General features: G+C 64.6%; 20 protein-coding genes. 9 read left to right on the top strand and 11 right to left on the bottom strand.

The genetic code is table 11. The annotated features are described in order from the left end of the window. Positions 1-164 precede the first annotated feature (164 nt). The gene (gene groL / locus R4P57_RS22095; RefSeq protein ID WP_094641012.1) at positions 165-1,790 is read right to left on the bottom strand and encodes a chaperonin GroEL; all 1,626 of its coding nucleotides are present in this window, start codon (positions 1,788-1,790) and stop codon (positions 165-167) included. A gap of 406 nt (positions 1,791-2,196) precedes the next feature. On the opposite strand from groL, the gene R4P57_RS22090 reads away from it, so the two are divergent. Continuing rightward, the gene (locus R4P57_RS22090; RefSeq protein ID WP_317804989.1) at positions 2,197-3,678 is read left to right on the top strand and encodes an amino acid permease; all 1,482 of its coding nucleotides are present in this window, start codon (positions 2,197-2,199) and stop codon (positions 3,676-3,678) included. A 37-nt stretch (positions 3,679-3,715) separates the two neighbouring features. Here R4P57_RS22090 and R4P57_RS22085 read toward each other — a convergent pair whose 3' ends face one another. Next, a complete protein-coding gene (locus R4P57_RS22085; RefSeq protein WP_317804988.1) occupies positions 3,716-4,630 on the bottom strand; it encodes a serine/threonine-protein kinase in 915 nt (304 codons plus the stop codon). Between the two features lie 254 nt (positions 4,631-4,884). On the opposite strand from R4P57_RS22085, the gene R4P57_RS22080 reads away from it, so the two are divergent. Next, positions 4,885-6,750 carry a BCCT family transporter gene (locus tag R4P57_RS22080; RefSeq protein ID WP_317804987.1) on the top strand — a complete coding sequence of 622 codons (1,866 nt, stop codon included), beginning with the start codon at positions 4,885-4,887 and terminating at the stop codon, positions 6,748-6,750. A gap of 43 nt (positions 6,751-6,793) precedes the next feature. Here R4P57_RS22080 and R4P57_RS22075 read toward each other — a convergent pair whose 3' ends face one another. After that, the gene (locus R4P57_RS22075; RefSeq protein ID WP_317804986.1) at positions 6,794-7,123 is read right to left on the bottom strand and encodes a helix-turn-helix domain-containing protein; all 330 of its coding nucleotides are present in this window, start codon (positions 7,121-7,123) and stop codon (positions 6,794-6,796) included. Positions 7,124-7,202: 79 nt separating this feature from the next. Here R4P57_RS22075 and R4P57_RS22070 point away from each other — a divergent pair, with 79 nt between their 5' ends. Continuing rightward, complete coding sequence (locus tag R4P57_RS22070) at positions 7,203-7,550, top strand: DoxX family protein (protein ID WP_317804985.1); 348 nt, start codon at positions 7,203-7,205, stop codon at positions 7,548-7,550. On the opposite strand, the gene R4P57_RS22065 is transcribed toward R4P57_RS22070, so the two are convergent. The 6 genes from R4P57_RS22065 to R4P57_RS22040 are packed head-to-tail and all read right to left on the bottom strand — an operon-like array spanning position 7,530 to position 12,677. After that, entirely contained in the window at positions 7,530-8,135 is a 606-nt protein-coding gene (locus R4P57_RS22065; protein WP_317804984.1) for a DJ-1/PfpI family protein, read from the bottom strand. The genes R4P57_RS22070 and R4P57_RS22065 overlap by 21 nt on opposite strands. Positions 8,136-8,145: 10 nt before the next feature. Next, complete coding sequence (locus tag R4P57_RS22060; RefSeq protein ID WP_317804983.1) at positions 8,146-8,823, bottom strand: GOLPH3/VPS74 family protein; 678 nt, start codon at positions 8,821-8,823, stop codon at positions 8,146-8,148. Next, a complete protein-coding gene (locus R4P57_RS22055; protein ID WP_317804982.1) occupies positions 8,820-9,239 on the bottom strand; it encodes a DUF1801 domain-containing protein in 420 nt (139 codons plus the stop codon). Before R4P57_RS22055 ends, R4P57_RS22060 begins: the two co-directional genes overlap by 4 nt. Continuing rightward, positions 9,236-9,580 carry a UBP-type zinc finger domain-containing protein gene (locus tag R4P57_RS22050; protein ID WP_317804981.1) on the bottom strand — a complete coding sequence of 115 codons (345 nt, stop codon included), beginning with the start codon at positions 9,578-9,580 and terminating at the stop codon, positions 9,236-9,238. The genes R4P57_RS22055 and R4P57_RS22050 overlap by 4 nt, the downstream gene beginning before the upstream one ends. Next, the gene (locus tag R4P57_RS22045; RefSeq protein WP_317804980.1) at positions 9,577-11,025 is read right to left on the bottom strand and encodes an ATP-binding protein; all 1,449 of its coding nucleotides are present in this window, start codon (positions 11,023-11,025) and stop codon (positions 9,577-9,579) included. Before R4P57_RS22045 ends, R4P57_RS22050 begins: the two co-directional genes overlap by 4 nt. Next, entirely contained in the window at positions 11,022-12,677 is a 1,656-nt protein-coding gene (locus R4P57_RS22040; protein WP_317804979.1) for an FAD-dependent oxidoreductase, read from the bottom strand. The genes R4P57_RS22045 and R4P57_RS22040 overlap by 4 nt, the downstream gene beginning before the upstream one ends. A gap of 433 nt (positions 12,678-13,110) precedes the next feature. On the opposite strand from R4P57_RS22040, the gene R4P57_RS22035 reads away from it, so the two are divergent. The 6 genes from R4P57_RS22035 (at position 13,111) to R4P57_RS22010 (ending at position 18,844) form a co-directional block, all read left to right on the top strand. Beyond that, the gene (locus tag R4P57_RS22035; RefSeq protein WP_317804978.1) at positions 13,111-13,908 is read left to right on the top strand and encodes a DUF1206 domain-containing protein; all 798 of its coding nucleotides are present in this window, start codon (positions 13,111-13,113) and stop codon (positions 13,906-13,908) included. Positions 13,909-14,101: 193 nt separating this feature from the next. After that, positions 14,102-14,566 (top strand): SRPBCC family protein, encoded by a 465-nt coding sequence (locus tag R4P57_RS22030; protein ID WP_317804977.1) that lies wholly within the window; start codon positions 14,102-14,104, stop codon positions 14,564-14,566. Positions 14,567-14,656: 90 nt separating this feature from the next. Further along, positions 14,657-14,929, top strand: a complete 273-nt coding sequence (locus R4P57_RS22025; RefSeq protein ID WP_094632631.1) for a GlsB/YeaQ/YmgE family stress response membrane protein — start codon at positions 14,657-14,659, stop codon at positions 14,927-14,929. A 133-nt stretch (positions 14,930-15,062) separates the two neighbouring features. Continuing rightward, complete coding sequence (locus R4P57_RS22020; RefSeq protein WP_317804976.1) at positions 15,063-15,779, top strand: phosphatidylserine decarboxylase; 717 nt, start codon at positions 15,063-15,065, stop codon at positions 15,777-15,779. A gap of 8 nt (positions 15,780-15,787) precedes the next feature. Next, positions 15,788-16,642: a CDP-diacylglycerol--serine O-phosphatidyltransferase gene (gene pssA / locus R4P57_RS22015; protein ID WP_317804975.1), complete on the top strand. Its 855-nt coding sequence runs from the start codon at positions 15,788-15,790 to the stop codon at positions 16,640-16,642. Between the two features lie 24 nt (positions 16,643-16,666). Continuing rightward, positions 16,667-18,844: an AAA family ATPase gene (locus R4P57_RS22010; RefSeq protein WP_317804974.1), complete on the top strand. Its 2,178-nt coding sequence runs from the start codon at positions 16,667-16,669 to the stop codon at positions 18,842-18,844. A 53-nt stretch (positions 18,845-18,897) separates the two neighbouring features. Here R4P57_RS22010 and R4P57_RS22005 read toward each other — a convergent pair whose 3' ends face one another. Both R4P57_RS22005 and R4P57_RS22000 read right to left on the bottom strand, forming a co-directional pair. Then, positions 18,898-19,650, bottom strand: a complete 753-nt coding sequence (locus R4P57_RS22005; protein WP_317804973.1) for an isocitrate lyase/phosphoenolpyruvate mutase family protein — start codon at positions 19,648-19,650, stop codon at positions 18,898-18,900. Between the two features lie 61 nt (positions 19,651-19,711). Then, a complete protein-coding gene (locus R4P57_RS22000) occupies positions 19,712-20,122 on the bottom strand; it encodes an NUDIX hydrolase (RefSeq protein WP_411742411.1) in 411 nt (136 codons plus the stop codon). Positions 20,123-20,334: the final 212 nt, after the last annotated feature.

Below are 20,334 nucleotides of genomic sequence, written 5' to 3'. Positions count from 1 at the left end.
TGAACCCCACATCGACTGTCATCACGACTCTCCTCCGCTACTTGATCTCGACTCACAAGCAGCCTGGCAAAGAGGGTCAGCGCGGCTGGTTGCACCCGATTCCGACACGAAAAAGCCCGACACCTCGAAAGGTGCCGGGCTCTTCTCGTGCGTGAGGGCTGGACTCAGAAGTCCATGCCGCCCATGCCACCGGTCGGATCGCCTGCAGGCGCTCCGGCCTTCTCGGGCTTGTCGGCGACGACGGCCTCGGTGGTGAGGAACAGAGCCGCGATGGACGCTGCGTTCTGCAGTGCCGAGCGGGTGACCTTGACCGGGTCGTTGATGCCTGCAGCGAGCAGGTCCTCGTACTCGTTGGTCGCGGCGTTGAGGCCGTGACCGGCGGGCAGGTTGGAGACCTTGTCCGCAACGACGCCGGGCTCGAGGCCGGCGTTGAATGCGATCTGCTTGAGCGGGGCGGACAGTGCGACGCGAACGATGTTCACGCCGGTTGCCTCGTCACCGTCGAGCTTGAGGTTGTCGAGTGCGGGCGCTGCCTGGAGCAGAGCCACGCCGCCACCGGCGACGATGCCTTCTTCGACGGCTGCCTTGGCGTTACGCACGGCATCTTCGATGCGGTGCTTGCGCTCCTTGAGCTCGACCTCGGTTGCCGCTCCGGCCTTGATGACTGCAACGCCGCCGGCCAGCTTGGCCAGGCGCTCCTGCAGCTTCTCGCGGTCGTAGTCGGAATCGGAGTTCTCGATCTCGGCGCGGATCTGGTTGACGCGACCGGCGATGGCGTCGGAATCTCCCGAGCCTTCGACGATGGTGGTCTCGTCCTTGGTGATGACGACCTTGCGTGCCTGACCGAGCAGCTCGAGTCCGGCGGTCTCCAGGGAGAGGCCGACCTCTTCGCTGATGACCTCGCCACCGGTGAGGATGGCGATGTCGGCGAGCTGCGCCTTGCGACGGTCACCGAATCCGGGAGCCTTGACGGCAACGGACTTGAAGGTGCCACGGATCTTGTTCACCACGAGGGTGGAGAGAGCTTCGCCCTCGACGTCCTCGGCGATGATGACGAGCGGCTTGCCGGACTGGATGACCTTCTCCAGCAGCGGCAGCAGATCCTTGACGGTGCTGATCTTGGAGCTGACGAGCAGGATGTACGCGTCTTCGAGGACGGCTTCCTGGCGCTCTGCATCGGTGGCGAAGTACGCCGAGATGTAGCCCTTGTCGAAGCGCATGCCCTCGGTGAGCTCGAGCTGCAGGCCGAAGGTGTTGGACTCCTCGACCGTGATGACGCCTTCCTTGCCGACCTTGTCCATTGCCTCGGCGATGAGCTCGCCGATGGACGGGTCGCCAGCGGAGATGCCAGCGGTAGCAGCGATCTGCTCCTTGGTGTCGATCTCCTTGGCGGACGCGAGCAGGGCTTCGGTGACGGCTGCAACAGCCTTCTCGATGCCGCGCTTGAGGCCGAGCGGGTTCGCGCCGGCTGCGACGTTGCGCAGGCCTTCACGGACGAGTGCCTGAGCGAGAACGGTAGCGGTGGTGGTGCCGTCGCCTGCGACGTCGTCGGTCTTCTTGGCGACCTCCTTGACGAGCTCGGCACCGATCTTCTCGTAGGGGTCTTCGAGCTCGATCTCCTTGGCGATGGAAACACCATCGTTGGTGATCGTGGGAGCTCCCCACTTCTTCTCGAGTACGACGTTGCGACCCTTGGGGCCCAACGTCACCTTTACTGCGTCGGCGAGGGCATTGAGGCCTCGCTCGAGGCCACGGCGTGCCTCTTCGTCGAACGCGATGATCTTGGCCATTGCGAAGTGATCCTCCGGATTGGGGGTGACACATTGCTGGCCGAGCTCGGTGCCCGCGACGGACGACCAGGGGTGTCGTTGATTCCCCGGCCTCACCGTGTCCCGACCTGGCACTCACGTGTCGAGAGTGCCAACTGCATTTCTAGCACTCGACCATGGCGAGTGCAAGGTCGTCCGCCGACGGTGAACCCCGGCAACCCCTCTGCCCGACGCCACCGCGCCCGGTGGATCGCGAGCAGATGCTCACCTCATCGAATTTCCTTCACACACTGTTCACACCCGTACGCATTGTTAACATCCGAATACTGTGCACCGAACCCTCGACGCTAATACCGTTGAGCGACAACAGCTTCGACGCCAAGAAATTCGGACAAACGCCAACAAATGCGACAGTAAGGATCGAAACATGTCCGATACGGTCGACACCTCGTACGACAATTCGGCGATGGACCACGAGGAGGAGGGCTACCACAAGGGCCTCAAGCCTCGTCAGTTGCAGATGATCGCGATCGGCGGAGCAATCGGTACCGGCCTGTTCCTCGGCGCAGGCGGACGCCTCGCCAGCGCAGGGCCCGGCCTCTTCCTCGCGTACGCCCTCTGCGGAATCTTCGTGTTCTTCATCTTGCGTGCCCTCGGCGAACTGGTACTCCACCGCCCGTCCTCGGGCAGCTTCGTCTCCTATGCTCGCGAGTTCTTCGGTGAGAAGGCAGCATTCGTCGCAGGCTGGATGTACTTCCTGAACTGGGCGATGACGGCCATCGTCGACGTCACCGCCATCGCGACGTACATGCACTACTGGGGCAGCTTCGAGGTGATTCCGCAGTGGGTCATCGCGTTGATCGCGCTGGTCATCGTCATGAGCCTGAACCTCGTCTCGGTCAAGTGGTTCGGTGAGATGGAGTTCTGGGCGGCCATCATCAAGGTCATCGCCTTGGTGACGTTCCTGATCGTGGGCATCGTGTTCCTCGCAGGCCGGATCCCCGTCGGTACCCAGATGCCGGGCATCAGTCTCATCACCGACAACGGCGGCCTGTTCCCGTCGGGTGCGTGGCCGTTGGTCATCGTCATCTCGGGTGTCGTTTTCGCTTATGCCGCAGTCGAATTGGTGGGCACCGCGGCGGGTGAGACCGAGAACCCGGAGAAGATCATGCCGCGGGCGATCAACTCGGTCATCGCCCGTATCGCACTGTTCTACGTCGGCTCGCTGGTGTTGCTCGCACTGCTGATGCCGTATACCGCGTACCAGTCCGGGACCTCGCCGTTCGTGACGTTCTTCTCGAGCATCGGCCTCGGCGGTGCGGGCACCATCATGAACATCGTGGTGCTCACCGCAGCGTTGTCGAGCCTCAACGCCGGCCTGTACTCGACGGGTCGCATCCTGCGGTCGATGGCGATGAACGGCAGCGCACCGGAGTTCACCAAGAAGATGACCAAGGGCGGAGTGCCGTTCGGCGGCATTCTGCTCACCTGCTTCATCACGTTGTTCGGTGTCGCCCTCAACGCGATCGCCCCCGGCGAGGCGTTCGAGATCGTGCTGAACATGTCTGCACTGGGCATCATCGCCAGCTGGGCCACCATCGTGCTGTGCCAGATTCAGCTGTTCCGGTGGTCCGAGAAGGGCATCGTGGAGCGCCCCAAGTTCCGCCTGTTCGGAGCGCCGTACACCAGTTACGCAACGCTGGTCTTCCTGTTCGGCGTACTGGTGCTGATGGCCTTCGACGCCCCGATCGGGTCGTGGACCATCGCCACCCTGGTGGTCATCGTTCCCGCGCTGATCGGTGGCTGGTTCCTGGTACGCACCAAGGTGCTCACCGTCGCCGAGGAACGCCTCGGCTACACCGGCCAGTACCCGGTGGTGGCGAACCGCCCGACCGAACCGGAGGAGTAGCGATCTCACATGACGGGGCTCGCAGGCGCGGGCCCCGTCACGTGAATTTGAGCCAGCGCGATCGCGTGAAGGGCGACCGCCGCGGCGGCGGTTCGGGCACTCCTGCAGCCACCGCGGCCGCCACCGCGTCACTGAGTTCGACACAGGTTCGGAATCGATCCGACGGATCCTTCGCCAACGCCCGCGCGACCACCGCGTCGAGCCCCCGCGGTAGTGACCGTCGACGCCTCGTCACCGCAGGAGGCTCGGCCGTCAGGTGTGCGGCCGTGATCGCCAGCGGGGTGGTGAGCGGATACGGAGGTCGGCCGGTCGCCAGTTCGACGAGCGTCGCTCCGAGTCCGTAGACGTCCGTCTGCGCGCTCAACACTCCCCCGCGCAGTAGTTCCGGTGCGGCGTACTGGATGGACGCCAGTACCGTCCCCTCGGCCGCGAGCGGGGTCGAATCGTCGAGCATCCGCGCAATTCCCCAGTCGGACAACAACACCTGCTGGTAACCGTCGAATCGTTCGGTGGAGATCAGGATGTTCGCGGGCTTGACGTCCCGATGCACGACGCCCTTCGAGTGGGCATAGTCGAGGCCCTTGGCCACCTCGGCGACGATGCGTGCCACCCGAGAGACATCGAGGGCGATCTGCCCGCGCGCCACGAGCCGCGCGGCGCTGTAGCCGTCCACGTAATGCATCGACATCCAGAGCTGGTGCTCGAACTCACCGTGCTCGTGCACCGACACGATGTTCGGATGCACCAGTTCGGCGGCAACGGCCGCTTCCATCCGAAACTTGTTGCGTAACCGCGGTGATCGAGAGGCGTCCCGATCGAGAATCTTGAGTGCCTCCAGCCGGTCGTGGCCGCGACCGAGAACGAGGTAGACCTCGCTCATGCCACCGACCCCGAGCCGGCGCTGGACCCGAAAGCCGGCGAACTCGGACCCCGACTGTAACCGGCCGGTCATCAAATCTCCTGCTGCACAGCAGGATTCGCGGCACGACGATCAACGAGAGACCAGACCGGACACGTCCGCAGCATCGTCAGAACTGTACTGCGTGCGGGCTTGCGAGGCGACTCGGCAGCCGCTTGCGAGTTCGCTACCAGCATCGCTGTCGTTTACGCTGTTTACCGGTACTTGACCGAAACAAGAGAAAATGAACGGCAAACCGATAGTGGTCAGCCGGTTACGGTGACTCGAGTTGTAAGGAAGTCAAGTAAGTGAAAGCAATAAAAGAAGCGTGGGGCGGCCTGCTCAAGCCGGTGTTCGTCCCCGCGTCGATCATCATTTTCGTCATGATCGCCTTCTCCGTGATCTACGCGAGCACGGCGGCGGATTCGTTCGAGAAACTCAACGAGGCCATCACCGCAGGCGTCGGCTGGTGGTACATCTTGGCGGCGACCGGTTTTGTGCTGTTCGCCCTGTACTGCGGCTTGAGCCGAGTGGGCAACATCCGCCTCGGCCGAGACGACGAGAAGCCCGAATTCGGCGTCCTGTCCTGGTTCGCCATGCTGTTCAGCGCAGGAATGGGCATCGGCCTGGTGTTCTACGGCGTCGCCGAGCCGCTCTCGCACTATGTGACTCCACCCGAAGCCGGCGGCATCCCCGGCAGCACCGACGCCTCTGCGCGCCAGGCGATGGAGCTCACCCTGTTCCACTGGGGCCTGCACGCGTGGGCCATCTACGTCGTCGTCGGCCTCGGCATGGCGTACATGACCTATCGCAAGGGTCGCCCGCTGACCGTCCGCTGGCTGCTCGAGCCGCTCCTCGGCCGCAAGCGCATCGAGGGTCCGATCGGTCACACCATCGACACCGTCGCCATCGTGGGCACCCTGTTCGGCGTCGCGACCTCGCTCGGGTTCGGCGTTCAACAGATCTCGGCAGGCCTCGAATACCTGGGCTGGGTCGAGACCACCAACTGGTTCGTGATCGTGCTCATCGCCGCCATCACGGGAATAGCCACCTTCTCCGTGGTCAGTGGCGTCTCCAAGGGACTCAAGTGGCTCTCCAACATCAACATGGGACTGGCGGCTGCGCTGGCCCTGTTCGTACTGCTCCTGGGTCCGACGCTGTTCCTGATGCAGTCCTGGGTACAGAACCTCGGCGGCTACGTCCAAGCCCTGCCCGAGCTGGCCCTGCGCACCTCGCCGTTCTCCGACGACGGATGGGCCGGCGGCTGGACCATCTTCTACTGGGGCTGGTGGATGAGCTGGGCGCCGTTCGTCGGCATGTTCATCGCTCGCATCTCCCGCGGCCGCACCATCCGTGAATTCGTGTTCGGCGTGCTGTTGGCCCCGACCATCGTCGGCTCGCTGTGGTTCACCATCTTCGGAGACACCGGCATTCTGCGGCAGCGCAACGAGGGAGATCTGCTCGACGCCGAGGGCGCGGTGAACACGAACACCAGCCTCTTCCAGGTGCTCGACGGCCTTCCCATTGCAGCAATCACCAGCGTGATCGCCATCGCCGTCATCGTGTTCTTCTTCGTCACGTCCTCGGACTCGGGATCGTTGGTCATCGACATCCTCTCCACCGGTGGCGAACTGGAGACCCCGAAGATCACCCGGGTCTACTGGGCCGTGCTGCAGGGCGTGGCTGCGGCCGTGCTGCTGCTCGTCGGTGGAACGAGTTCACTGACGGCACTGCAGACGATGTCGATAGCCACGGCGGTGCCGTTCTCGGTGGTGCTGGTGCTCGCGTGCGTATCGATGCTCAAGGCCTTCCGCTACGACGTCGCCACCACACCGCGGTACGTGCGCGTGACGACCACCTCGGACATCGCAGGCGACGAACCGACGGTGTCCACACCTGCCGCGTCACGAAAGCGAGCGACGGCCGGGATCTCCTCGACCTTCTCGGGATTGACGCCGTCACAGGAGGGGCTGACCCCATCCTCAGGCGGCGGAGCCGTCGTTCTCGCGGTGCACGAGGTGTCCACCGAACAACTCGAAGTCCATCCCGAAACCGGGGCCGTCGAGTACTCCGGCGACAACGCTCCGGTCGATCCGCTGCGCGGCGAGGTGTTCGACACCCAGGAGTTCGCGGACTCGGCCGAAGGCCAGAATCAGAACAACCAACCCGGCTGATTCGACCGACCACCTTCTGACCCTCGCGAGCCTCTCGCGAGGGTCAGAGGTTTTTTGCGGACCACTCCGTGAGCGCCTGCAGTGACGGCAGCAGCGCCTCGCCGGATCGCGTCAGGCTGTATTCCACCGAGATGGGTGGCCCGTCGTCGACGGTGCGCGCCACCAGACCTGCTTTGGCGAGTTCTCCGAGTCGCTCGGACAGCACCGAATCACTGATACCACCGACGGCACGACGCAGGTCCGAGAATCCCATCGGCCCGTTCATCAACGTCGCCAACAGAATTCCGTTCCACCTCTTACCGAGGAAGCCGAAGGCCTTGGTCAGTGCTCCATCACACGCCCGAGGTTCGTGCGGCTGCTCGTTCGTGACCATGACTCCACACTACCGAGGTGCTACAGTCCGCCTTGCTGCTTCTGAATTACTAGTAGCCTCAGAAATGAAAGCAGGGCTCATGTTCATCGCAACCCTCATCGTCTCGGTCCTCCTCGCCGTCGCGCTCACGTTCTCTGCGATCGGAAAATTGACGAAGAATCCATCCGTCGTCCCGATGCTCGAGCAGGTCGGCGTTCCAGCCGACAAGATCCCGTGGCTCGCCTACCTCGAAATCCTGGGAGCCGTCGGCCTCCTGGTCGGCCTGGCGGTATGGCCCATCGGTGTGGCAGCCGCCGTCGGCGTCTTCCTCTACTTCGCCGGAGCCGTCGCCGCACACATTCGGGTCAAGGACAAGGACTTCGCGCCGGCCGCTGGATTGGCCGTCTTCACCGTCGTCGCACTGGTCCTACGGGTGCTCAGCGCCTGACCAGTCGTAATCCATCTGGCCCGCGGTGGCGAGAGCGTGATCCGCTCCCGCCCACCGCGCGACCAGATGCAACGCCAGATCCAGACCGGCGCTGATCCCGGCCGACGTCGCGAGATCGCCGTGGTCGATGTACCGAACACCCTCGTGCACGACGAGTGCAGGCCAGCTTTCCTGTAGCAATTCCAGATCTTCCCAGTGCGTGGTGACCGGTCGCTGGTCGAGCAGCCCCGCCGCCGCGAGTACGAAAGCGCCGGTGCACACCGACGCCACCAGCTCGGCGTCGGACCGAAGTCGCTTCAACCACTGCAGAACCCGGCTGTCGGCCGAGACCGCATCGACGACACCGCCCGGCACCAGGACGACGTCGTATCCACGCGGATCGTCGATCGTGGTGTCGACGCCGATCCTCATTCCGCCCCGGGCAACAACCGCCCTGCCTTCTATCCCGACGAGCGTCACCTCGAAAGGCGCTGCGCTGCCGGCGCGTTCGGCCACCCGGTCGGCAACCGAGAACACCTCGAACGGACCGCACGCGTCGAGTACCTCGACATCGTCGAACAAGAGAATTGCAACGCTTCTACTCATAACCTGGCCTTCAGCTGCTCGTGGTCGACACGATGACGGGCACCATCACCGCGGCCATCACCGCAGCGTTCACATCCGAGACGGCCTTGCGCACAGCCGCGCCGGCCCACTCTCCCTCGGCGATCTGCTTCGCGCGGTGCCCGAGCTGCTTCTTGTCCGCGTCAGCGATCACCTTGTGCGTCAGGTCCACCGCCGAGATCAACGAGATCAACGCAGCGGTGTGGGGCGACGGCGTCGTCCCGTCGACCAGCGCGCTGCGCAACGCATCTCGCAACACCTTCTCGTGCGAGGTGTCCCGAGCGGGCCATGTCGTCGTCGGAAACAGCCCCAACACCTTGTCCTTCTTCTCGGTGACGAAGCCCTGAGCCACCAGCCGCGCAACCAACACTTTCGTCAGATTCTTCTGCGACTTCTCGATCACCTTCTGCGGCTTCATCGGCCGCGATGCCGACGCGACCAGATCGAACACTCGACGCAGCAGCTCATCGCCGGGAGTGGAGCCTGCGACAACCACGTGATCTTTCTTCATCTGCTCGTCTGGCCCGGTGATGCGCAGCGATCCGCTCATGGCGAGCTCGACCACCAGAGCGCCCGCCAGTACCCGCGGCAGCTTGGTACTGTCGGCCAGCGGCTTGCCCGAGTCGTCGTCGAGCAACAACAACAGGAGGTCCTCCGCAATCAAGGTCATGACGCGAGGCTACCCAGAATGTATTGGTAGTTGTGAACCACCAGTTGCTCGAGAATCGCTATGTCCACATCGTCGAGTTTGTTCACGTACAGGCAACCCGCTCCTCGCTTGTGCTTACCCAGCTGTTCCAGCAGCGAGTCGGATTCCGGGGCGTACGTAGCGCCGTACACGGACAGACTCGACTTGCGCGGGGAGAACCCGACGACGAAACACTCGCCCCGACGGCCACTGCCCGTCGTGTAGCGGTAGGCACCGAAACCCACCATGGTCGGCCCCCACATCACTGCCGGCTGCCCGGTCACGCGACTCATCATCTCGGCGAGAGCCAGACCACCCGCACGCCGAACCGGATGTTCGACGGCCGTGAGGAAATCCTCGGCCGATACGTCGGTGGGTCGCGTCAGGTTCTCGTTCAATTGATCAGGGCCTGCCAGTTCGACGGCACCCGCTCACGCGGACCGGGGACAGTCTGATCGAGTGGATGATGTTGTGGTGGAGCCAGTTCGGGCCCGTCGTACATCTGCTCGTCTGCGTAGTTGTAGAACCAGTCCTCGCCGGGCTCGTAACTCCGCACGAACTGATGCCGGGTGGACTCGGCGTGCTTGCTGGCGTGCTGGGACGGCGAAGAGTCACAACACCCGATGTGCCCGCACTGCGCGCACCGACGCAGATGCACCCACCAACCCTCGGTCTGCGTGCACTCCACACACCCTGGACCCGACGGTGGGACCTCGGGGTCGATGCCTTCGATGGTCATGATGCCTCCTCTATCGCCGGGTTGACGGGCAGTCGCACGATGAATCGCGTGTCACCGGGTTCGGACACCACTCGCAGATCACCCTGATGCTTGTTCACCACGATGCGCCACGAGATGTCCAGGCCGAGACCCGTGCCTTCGCCGACCGGCTTGGTGGTGAAGAACGGCTCGAAGATGCGCGACCGAATCTCTTGCGGCACACCGGATCCGGTATCGCAGATCTCGATCTGGACCTGATCCTCATCCAACGATGTACGCACCGTCAACGTGCCCTTCGCGCCCATGGCCTGCACCGCATTGTCGATCAGATTGGTCCACACCTGATTGAGTTCGGCTGCGTAGGCCGGGATGGGCGGCACCGCGGGGTCGTAATCCTTCACCACGCGGATGTCGTCACCGATCTTGCGCCCCAACATGATCAGGGTGCTGTCGAGCAGTTCGCGCACATCCACCGTTCGATACGGCGCACGATCCATCTGCGAATACTGTTTCGCTGCACCGACGAGCGTGGAGATGCGAGTGGTGGAATCCGCGATCTCGTTCATCAACAACTCGGTTTCGACGGTGTAGTTGAGCCACCGGATCGCACCCTCGAGCATCGTCGGATCGTCGACCGTCGCGGAAACCTTGTCGAGCCACTGCACATCGAGACCGGCCGAGACGAACGTGGGAGCCAGATCCCAACCGTCACCGATGCCCTTGTCCTCGAACCATTCTCCGAGTTCGTCCTCGCGGTCCGACGCCTCCATCGCGGTGAGCTTCGGAGCCTTGGCCACCAGCTCAACGGCCTCGTTCTGCAGTCCGACCAGATGCGCCATGCTGCCGCGATCGAGAGTGCCGCCGGCGATCATCGCCAACTTCTGCCGCATGTGCGCCACCCGATTCCGCAATGCCGACGTCGCCCGCACCGCAGCCGCCGCCGGATTGTTCAGCTCGTGCGTCAACCCGGCCGACAGAGAACCCAACGCCAGCAGGCGTTCTCGCTGCTCCACTATCTGCTTGGTGTTCTGATTGCCGAAGAACAGACCCTCGAGCAGGTGCAGCGCCATCGGGAACCACTCCCGCACGATGGACGCGAAGCACTCGGCGTCGAGCACGAAGAACCGGGAGCGCTCGGTCACCCGCATCGAACCCTGGTACGTCTGCGGTACCCGATCACCCAGGTACGCCTGCCACGCACCCGCGTACACCCCGCGCTGCGAGGTCCGGTTGACCACCAGATCCTCCCCGCCCGAGAGCTTCGAGAGCACCACGGCTCCGTCCATCAGAACGTAGAAGCACGTCGCCGGATCACCCTCCGCATACACCGGCCCGGGCTCGATCGTTTCGATACGTCCGTCCCGGCACAACTCCGCCAACTGCGAGTCGGTGAGCTGCTCGAACAGGAACAGCGTCCGCAACTCCTCCGGATCACATGCGGGCCCACTCTGCGTCTGCTCGCTCACGGGTTCGCCAGATATCTGTGCACCAACATCACGGCCATCGCTCCCTCTCCCACTGCCGACGCGACGCGTTTCGCCGAGTCGGATCGCACGTCACCGGCCGCGAACACGCCGGGCACACTCGTCTCGAGATGGTGTGGCAGACGATCTCGGGTCCACCCGGCAGGCCCACGTCCGTCGACGACGAGATCCGGCCCGGTGACCACGAATCCATGGTCGTCCCTCACGAGCACCCCGTCGAGCCACTCGGTGCGCGGTGCCGCACCGATGAACAGGAACAGATACTGCGCGTCGACGGTCGAGGTCTCGTCGGTTGCCCGGTTGCGCAGCGTGATCGACTCGAGGTGACCGTCGCCCGACACGCCCACGACCTCGGTGCACGGCCTGACGCTGATCTTCGGATTCTCTTCGATCTGTTTGATGAGGTAGTACGACATCGACGCTTCGAGGGAAGACGCCCGAATCAGAATGGTCACCGACTTGGCCCCGCGCGAGAGGTACACCGCCGCCTGACCCGCCGAGTTCGCGCCGCCCACGATGTAGACGTCCTGCTCGGCACACCGCGCCGCCTCGGTCATCGCCGATCCGTAGAACACGCCTCGGCCGGTGAAGTCGTCGATTCCGGGTGCGTCCAGCCGACGATAGGCAACACCGGTGGACAGGATGATCGTCTGCGCACTGATGCTGCGGCCGTCTGCGAACCGCACGGTTCGCGCGGCACCGTTGGTTTCCAGGCCGACGACATCCTGGGTGGTGACCACCTCGGCACCGAACTTCAACGCCTGCCGCCGTGCCCGCTCGGCTAGCTGCGCACCCGACACCCCGTCGGGAAAGCCCAGGTAGTTTTCGATGCGTGAACTCTGACCGGCCTGGCCGCCGGTTGCGGTCCGTTCGATCAGGGTCGTCCGCAGGCCCTCCGACGCACCGTAGAGCGCAGCTCCGAGTCCCGCCGGTCCGCCGCCGATGACCACCAGGTCGTAGAACTCCTCCGACGGTGACACCGTCAACCCGAGCCGGTCGCCGAGTTCGGCGTCGGACGGCTCGATCAACGCATCGCCCTCGGTGGTGATGACCACCGGCAAGCGGCTTCCGTCCACACCCGCGGCGGCCAGCAACCGCGCACCCTCGGACTCGTCGGACATGTACCAGCGATACGGCAGCTGATTGCGAGCGAGGAACTCGCGGATCTCCGACGAGCGCGCGGACCAACGATGGCCGATGATCTTGGTGTCCTCGACGGCCCGGTGGTCGTACGCACACCAGGCCTCGAGCTGGGCGTCGAGCACGGGGTAGAGCTTTTCCTCGGGTGGATCCCACGGCTTGAGCAGGTAGTAGTCGAGATCGATGACGTTGATCGCGTCGATCGCAGCGTCGGTGTCCGCGTAGGCGGTGAGGAGGATGCGACGGGCCGTCGGAAAAATGTCCATGGCCTGCTCGAGAAATTCCATGCCACTCATCTGCGGCATGCGGTAATCCGCCAACAGAATGGCGACCGGGGTGCCGCGCAACGCGAGTTCCTTCAGCGCGTCGAGCGCCCCGGCACCGGACTCCGCGCGCACGATGCGGTATTGCTCCCCGTAGCGACGACGCAGATCGCGGGCGACCGACCTCGACACTCCGGGATCGTCGTCGACGCTGAGAATGACCGGTTTCATGACCCTCCAGGACTGGTGCTCGTCAACCTCATGAGCATGCCATCACCTGGCCGAGGATGGGAGTCGACCGGTGGCCTGAGCCTGGGAACAGCAGGGTCAGATTCGGCCGCGTCGAATCAGATCGAGTTCCTGCGGGGTGAGGAGTCGCTCGAGCTTCTCGGCGGGCCACGTACGCGGGCTACCGCTCATCCTCGCGGTTTTCAGCAGAGGGAGATCACTGCTGGTACGACGCATTATCGACTGTAATTTCACGGTGGATCACTCCGAACAATTTCTTCGTTGGTCCCGACACTCCGCTTGCTACATCGATCAGTGTCCGCCCGGTGTTAACGCCTCGGTGGGATCTCGTGCGGCGTTTCGCCGGGGTAACGCAGTTTCCACCCGCCCTGGCCGGGGTAAACCTTTCTTCAAATCTACTGATCGGGGAACGTTCGTGAACACGTCGGGAAAATCTGTTGCCAACACCGTCCAGGACAACGGCGCATTCGAGAAAGCGGCGCGCGCCGGTCACTTCGTCAGCGGAGTACTGCACATCCTCATCGGATACATCGCGATCCGCCTGGCGTTCGGCCAGGCCGGCAACGCAGACCAGTCCGGTGCACTCGCCGAATTGGCCGAGAAGCCCGGCGGAAAGATCGCGCTCTGGGTCGCAGTGGTCGCATTCGTAGCGCTGGCCCTGTGGCGAATCGTCGAAGCGATCGTCGGCAAGAAGTCCGACGCCGACGAAGGAAGTGCGCTGGATCGCCTCAAAGCAGCCGCGCTGGCCGTCGTCTACATCGCGTTCGCCTTCTCGACCTTCGGTTTCGCGACCGGCTCGGGCAAATCCAGTGGGCAGCAGAACGCCGGCTGGTCCGCGCGACTGATGGAATCCGGCGGCGGCAAGCTCGTGCTCATCGCCATCGCGCTGGTGGTCATCGGAGTCGGTGGATACCACGTCTACAAGGGCCTTTCGAAGAACTTCCTCGACGATCTCGAAGGGCACCAGAGCGGGGCCGTCGTCAAACTCGGCATCGCCGGATACGCCGCCAAGGGCACTGCCCTCGTCGGAGCCGGACTCCTCGTCGTGGTGGCAGTTCTGCAATCCGATCCGTCGAAGGCCACCGGCATCGACGGTGCCCTCAAGACCCTCGGCTCACAGCCCTACGGACAGGTTCTGCTGATCCTCGCCGGAGTGGGCATCGCGCTCTACGGGCTCTATGCCTTCGTCTTGGCTCGCTTCGCTCGCATGTGAGCGGGAGTGGAGCCTGCGGAACGACCCAGTTGGGCGGGAGTGGAGCCTGCGGAACGACCCAGGTGCGCGGGATTCGTAGTGGGCTACGAAGTTCCACTCACCTACCTGGCCAACTGTGTCCGTTGACACATATGATGCGCACGATTGAGTGTGACAGTCAGTTGCAGCTATCCCCACTACCTGGAGGCCCACGTTGAGCAAGACTCTCGAAGCCACGATCGACATCGCCGCGAGCCCGGAGACCGTCTGGTCGATCGTCTCGGACCTACAGCGCATGGGCGAGTGGAGCCCGCAGTGCAAGAAGATGAAGGTCTTCGGCGGGCCGGTCGGCAAAGGCACCAAGACGCTCAACATCAACCGCAAGGGCCTGCTCGTCTGGCCGACCACGGCCAAGGTCGTCACCTTCGAGCCCAACCGCGAACTCGCGTTCCGCGTCGTCGAGAACAAGACGATCTGGTCCTACACCCTCACTCCAACCGCCACCGGAACGACCGTGGTCGAGAAGCGGGAAGCGCCCACCGGCACGACCGCCGTGTCGTCGTTGCTGGTCAAGCGCATCCTCGGGGGAATCGACGAGTTCGACGTCGAACTGGTCGACGGCATGAACAAGACTCTCCTTCGTATCAAGACCGAGAGCGAAAAGTCGAGCAAGAAATAACTTTTCTCAGGAATGTTTCAGGTTCGTTTCCCAGGGGCATCCGATTGATCGAACAGACCCGTTCATCAAATACGGAAAGAGGGGGCACACATGACACCCACACTCGGCTGGATTGCCTGGATCATCATCGGCGGACTCGCTGGCTGGATCGGCAGCAAGATCATGAAGACCGACGCTCAGATGGGCATCATCCTGAACATCGTCGTCGGCATCATCGGCGGCCTGCTCGGCGGATTCCTGCTCAGCGCAGTCGGCGTAGACGTTGCGGGCGGAGGCCTGATCTTCAGCTTCATCACCTGCCTGATCGGTGCCTGCATCCTGCTGTTCCTGGTCAAGCTCGTGACGGGCCGCAGCCGCGTCTGATTTCACTCGCACCTCTCGACTGCCGGGGCCCTCACGTACGCTGTGATGGCCTCGGCAGTCGTGCGTTCACACCTCGATTGCTCACAGCACCACGACTTGCCGACACCTGTCCGACGAAAAGTTAGAGGAGACCGTGGCACGCCGTCCCGCCCCGATAGGTCAACCGCCCCGCACCGGAGTGGCTCACATCGTCGACTTGGTTCGTGAAACGGTTCCACCGCTACACCCCGCAGGCCTGCCGTTCGTCGGCGGTCCGCTCGCCGTCGCAGTTCTCGGCCGCCGTTCCAAGTGGGTCCGAAACGCCGGGCTCGTCGCCGCCGGAGCCTGCGCCACCTTCTTCCGCCACCCGTCACGGGTGCCGCCGAATCGTCCCGGCGTCGTCGTCGCTCCCGCCGACGGTCTGGTCACGCTCGTCGACACCGCCGTCCCGCCTGCCGAGCTCGATCTGGGCTCACAGCCGGTTCCGCGCGTGAGCATCTTCCTCTCGGTTCTCGATGTCCACGTGCAGCGCGTTCCCGTTGCCGGTCGAGTGGTCGAGGTCGTGCACCGCCGTGGCCAGTTCAAATCCGCCGACCTGGCCGAGGCCAGCGAGGTCAACGAACGCAACAGCATGCACATCAGGACCGACTCAGGTCACGACGTCGCCGTCGTGCAGATCGCCGGTCTCATCGCGCGACGCATCATCAACAACGCCAAAGTGGGCGACACACTGTCGATCGGCGACACGTACGGCCTGATCCGTTTCGGTTCCCGCGTCGACACCTACTTCCCCGCGGGCACCACACTGCTGGTCGAACGCGGCCAACGCGCGGTCGGTGCCGAAACAGTGCTCGCCGAGCTCCCGCAGTAGAAACCGACATGATCACCAGACGCGCCAAGCCGCCTGCTGCCATCCGTCTGCTCCCGTCCGTCGTCACGATTCTCGCGCTGTGCTCCGGCCTGTCCGCGGTCAAGTTCGCCCTCGACGGCCAGCTCGGCACCGCGCTCGCCATGATCGGTGCCGCGGCGATCCTCGACGCGTTGGACGGTCGCATCGCCCGATTGCTCGACGCCACCAGCAAGATCGGTGCCGAACTGGACTCGCTGTCCGACGCCATCTCGTTCGGCGTCGCGCCGGCGCTGGTGCTCTACGTGACTCTGCTCGAGGGCAGCAGCGGCGGCTGGATCGTGGCGCTGGTCTACGCCGTGAGCATCGTGCTCCGCCTCGCGCGCTTCAACACTCTGCTCGACGAGGACGACACACCCGCATACGCCCGCGAGTTCTTCACCGGTGTTCCCGCCCCCGCCGGAGCGCTCATCGCCATGGCACCGATCGCGGGCTTCGAGCAATTCGGCGACGGCTGGTGGGCCTCGTTCTACGTCGTCGCCGGATGGGCGATCCTCACCGCCGGTCTGATCGTCAGCCGCATCCCCACGTTGGCGCTCAAGACCGTCTCGGTGCCGCCGCGGCTGGCCGCGATCCTGCTGGTACTCGTCGCGCTGCTCGCCGCCGCGCTCATCACCTTCCCGCTGATTCTGCTGATGGGCTTGGTGCTGGCCTACCTGGTGCACATCCCGTTCGCGGTGCGCTCGCAGCGTTGGACGGCCGCGCGCCCGTACACCTGGGACGCCAAGCCGGCCGAGCGCCGCGCCGAGCGCCGCGCCATCCGACGCGCTCCGGGTAACAATCGCCGGTCGCAGGCTCGTCTGGGACTGCGTCGACCTCGCAGTTAGTGTCTCGCCGCTACTGTTGACCGTGTGACCGAATCTCGCTCGACGACGCCTGAGCTCGTTCTCACCGCCCGCCTCAACACCTCGGCCGCCGATGCCCGACGCGGCGTCGTGCGCCTGCATCCGGAAGTTCTCGCGGCCCTGGGCCTGCGGGAGTGGGATGCTGTGTCGCTCATCGGTTCTCGTCGCACGGCCGCCGTCGTCGCCGTGGCTCCCGAAGGGTCACCTCAGGGCACCGCATTGCTGGACGACGTGACTCTGTCCAACACCGGCCTTCGCGAAAATGCTTCTGTCGCAGTCGGACCCGTCACCGTCTACGGAGCCAGAGCCGTCACGGTGACGGGCTCCGCACTCGCAACCGGTTCCATCTCCGATGCCACCCTGCGCCAAGCGTTGCTCGGCAAGGTACTGACGGTGGGCGACACGGTTTCACTTCTCCCCCGCGATCTCGGACCCGGCACCTCGACCACATCGGCGACGCAGGCGCTGTCGAGGACATTCGGGGTTGCCTGGACCACCGAGCTGTTGACCGTCTCGGCCGTCGACCCGTCGGGTGGGCCGGTGAGCGTGCAGCCCAATTCGGCGGTCGGGTGGGGCTCCGGCACCGTCACCGCTGCACAGCCGCCGGCCGCGTCGATTCCCGCGCCGAAGACCGCGGCACCGCCGGTGAGCGTGGCGGATCTGGTGGGAGTGAGTGCCCAACAGTCCAAGCTCACCGAGTGGCTGAGGCTCGCGCTGGACGAGTCGGAGTTGTTGGCAACGCTGGGCGCGTCGCCGCATCTGGGTGTGCTGATCACCGGACCCGGCGGGGTGGGCAAGGCGACGTTGGCGCGCGCGGTCATCGGCGAACGCGCATGCGTCGTGCTGGACGGACCGTCGATCGGTGCGCTCGAGGCCTCGGCCCGGGTCGATCGGGTCACCGCAGCAGTGGACGAACTCGCGGGCTCCGGAGTTCTGTTGATCACCGATGTCGACGCATTGCTGCCGTCCGACCCCGAACCGGCATCGACATTCGTGCTCGATGTGCTGCGCCGGGCCGTCGACACTGCAGGCCTCGCGCTGATCGCGACGACGGCGCATCCGGAGGCCACCGATCCCAGACTGCGCGGTCAGGACCTGTGCGATCGTGAGCTCACCCTCACCTTGCCCGACGCGGCGGGCCGCAAGGGACTGCTCGAGCATCTACTCCGCAAGGTTCCGCAGGGCGACGTCGATCTGGGCGAGATAGCTTCACGGACACCGGGTTTCGTGGTTGCAGACCTGGCCGCACTGACGCGGGAGGCGGCGCTGCGAGCGGCGGCTCGCGCATCGAACGATTCGGCCGCGGCCTCGTTGACACAGGACGATCTGGTGGGCGCTCTTCAGGTGATCCGCCCACTGTCGCGTTCGGGAAGCGAAGAACTGGCCATCGGCAGTCTCACGCTCGACGACGTCGGCGACATGGTCGAGACCAAGCAGGCGCTCACCGAGGCGGTGCTGTGGCCGCTACGTCACCCGGATTCGTTCGCGCGCTTGGGAATCGAGCCGCCGCGCGGTGTGCTGCTCTACGGTCCGCCCGGCTGTGGCAAGACGTTCCTCGTGCGGGCACTGGCCAGTTCCGGGCAGCTCAGCGTGCACTCGGTCAAGGGTGCCGAGCTGATGGACAAGTGGGTCGGATCCTCGGAAAAGGCTGTCCGAGAACTCTTTCAGCGCGCCCGCGATTCCGCTCCCTCACTGATTTTCCTGGACGAGGTGGATGCGCTCGTGCCCCGACGCGGCCAGAGTTCGGATTCCGGCGTCGGCGATCGGGTCGTCGCGGCGCTGCTGACCGAGCTCGACGGCGTCGAACCGTTGCGCGATGTCGTCGTACTCGGGGCAACCAATCGACCCGATCTGATCGATCCTGCACTGTTGCGCCCCGGCCGCCTCGAGCGCCTGGTGTTCGTGCCGCCGCCGGATTCCGATGCCCGCGTGGACATCCTGAAGGCGTCGGGCAAATCCATCCCGCTCGCCGAGGACGTGGATCTGGAGTCGCTGGCGCGCGATCTCGACGGGTACTCCGCGGCCGATTGCGCCGCGTTGCTTCGCGAGGCCGCGCTGACGGCGATGCGGCGGTCTATGGATGCCGCCGACGTCACCGCCGCCGATGTCGCCGCCGCTCGGGCGACGGTGAAGCCGTCACTCGATCCCGAGCAGGTGGCGCATCTGCGGGCCTACGGGTCGTGAGCGGAAATTCGTAGCAGGCTACGAATTTCCATGCACGTGCGGCGAAGCCGCTCTCACTTCCAGCGGGCGAGGACTTCCTCGGCGCGCTTGGCGAGTGTCATCTGGAAGATCGGGCCGAAGCTGATGCGACCGACGCCGAGGGAGGCGAAGTGCGAGAGGTCGCCCTCGGCCGGGTTGGCGATCGCGTTGATCGGCAGGGGCAGTTCTTCGGCGAGGCGCTTGTAATCGGCGTCATTGTGGAATCCGACGGGGTAGAGCGAGTCGGCTCCGGCTGCGGCGCACAGCTTCAGGCGTGCGATGGCGCGCTCGACGCGGTCGCTCTCGTCGCCGATCGCCTTGACGAACAGGTCGGTGCGGGCGTTGATGACGACGTGGACGTCGGTGGCGTCGGACGCTGCGCGCAGTGCTCCGACGAAGTCTGCATGTTCCTGTGCTTCGCGGAGGCGTCCGCCTTCGCTGTGCACGGTGTCCTCGATGTTGAGGCCGACGGCTCCGACGGAGATGAGGCCGTCGATCAGTCGCTTGGGGTCCTCGCCGTACCCGGCTTCGATGTCGACCGACAGCGGCACGTCGACGGCTGCGGAGATCTGCGAGATTCGGGCGAGCAGTTCGTCGAAGGTCATGCCTTCGTTGTCGGGCTTGCCGATGGAGTCGGCGACGGGGTGGCTTCCGACGGTCAGCGCGGTGAAGCCCGCGGACACGGCCAGGTTGGCGGACCAGGCGTCCCATACGGTCGGCAACACGACCGGGTTGCCCGGCTTGTGCAGCTCGAGCAGGGCGGTGGCTTTCTGGGACAGGTTCGTCATGGAGGCTCCTTCACGGTGGCTGTGGAGAACGTACGTTCTCTCACGGACCAACATACCTGCTTCAGTCGATCAAATCGAGTGCTTTCATCCGGTCGAACACCATCAGCGACCCCGGAGCGACGTCGGGCATCGCGGCGTACTCGTCGCGGGTGAAGTACCGGATCTCGGCGATTTCGCTGGTCGGCGACGGTTCCTCGGACAGATCCGCCACAAAACACGTGATCTCGAGCGGTGTACCGGGCGGGTGCCCCCAGGCCTCGCACTCGAACACTCCGAGGAGTCGGGCACCGACCACCGCCGAGTCCAGCTCCTCCCTGATCTCCCGATGCAATGCCTGCTCTGCAGTCTCACCTGGGTCGATCTTGCCGCCCGCCATGTAGAACGCGGATTTGCCGACCGATCGCGTCTGGATCATCCGACGATCGCGGACGTAGGCCAACCCGGCAGTACGAATGAGCTTCGGATGGTTCACCGACGCACTCCCCTCCACTTGTGACACGTCCGTTCTGTACCGCATGGGACGCTGTCGACCACGCAAAGTAGGATGAACAGGTGTTCTGACGTGCTGCCATTCGGGAGCCGTTCAGTTATTTCACAAAGACTCACTTCGAATTTCACCCAGATTGCCAGACCCTACTCATCGCCGCCCTACGACCACCGCGCCGGCCTCACCGCCGATGCGAC

The sequence above is a fragment of the Rhodococcus sp. IEGM 1330 genome, assembly GCF_033142445.1.
Classification (GTDB): Bacteria; Actinomycetota; Actinomycetes; order Mycobacteriales; family Mycobacteriaceae; genus Rhodococcoides.
The sequence above is the reverse complement of the archived record's forward strand: the minus strand, read 5'-3'. Positions and strand labels throughout refer to the sequence as shown.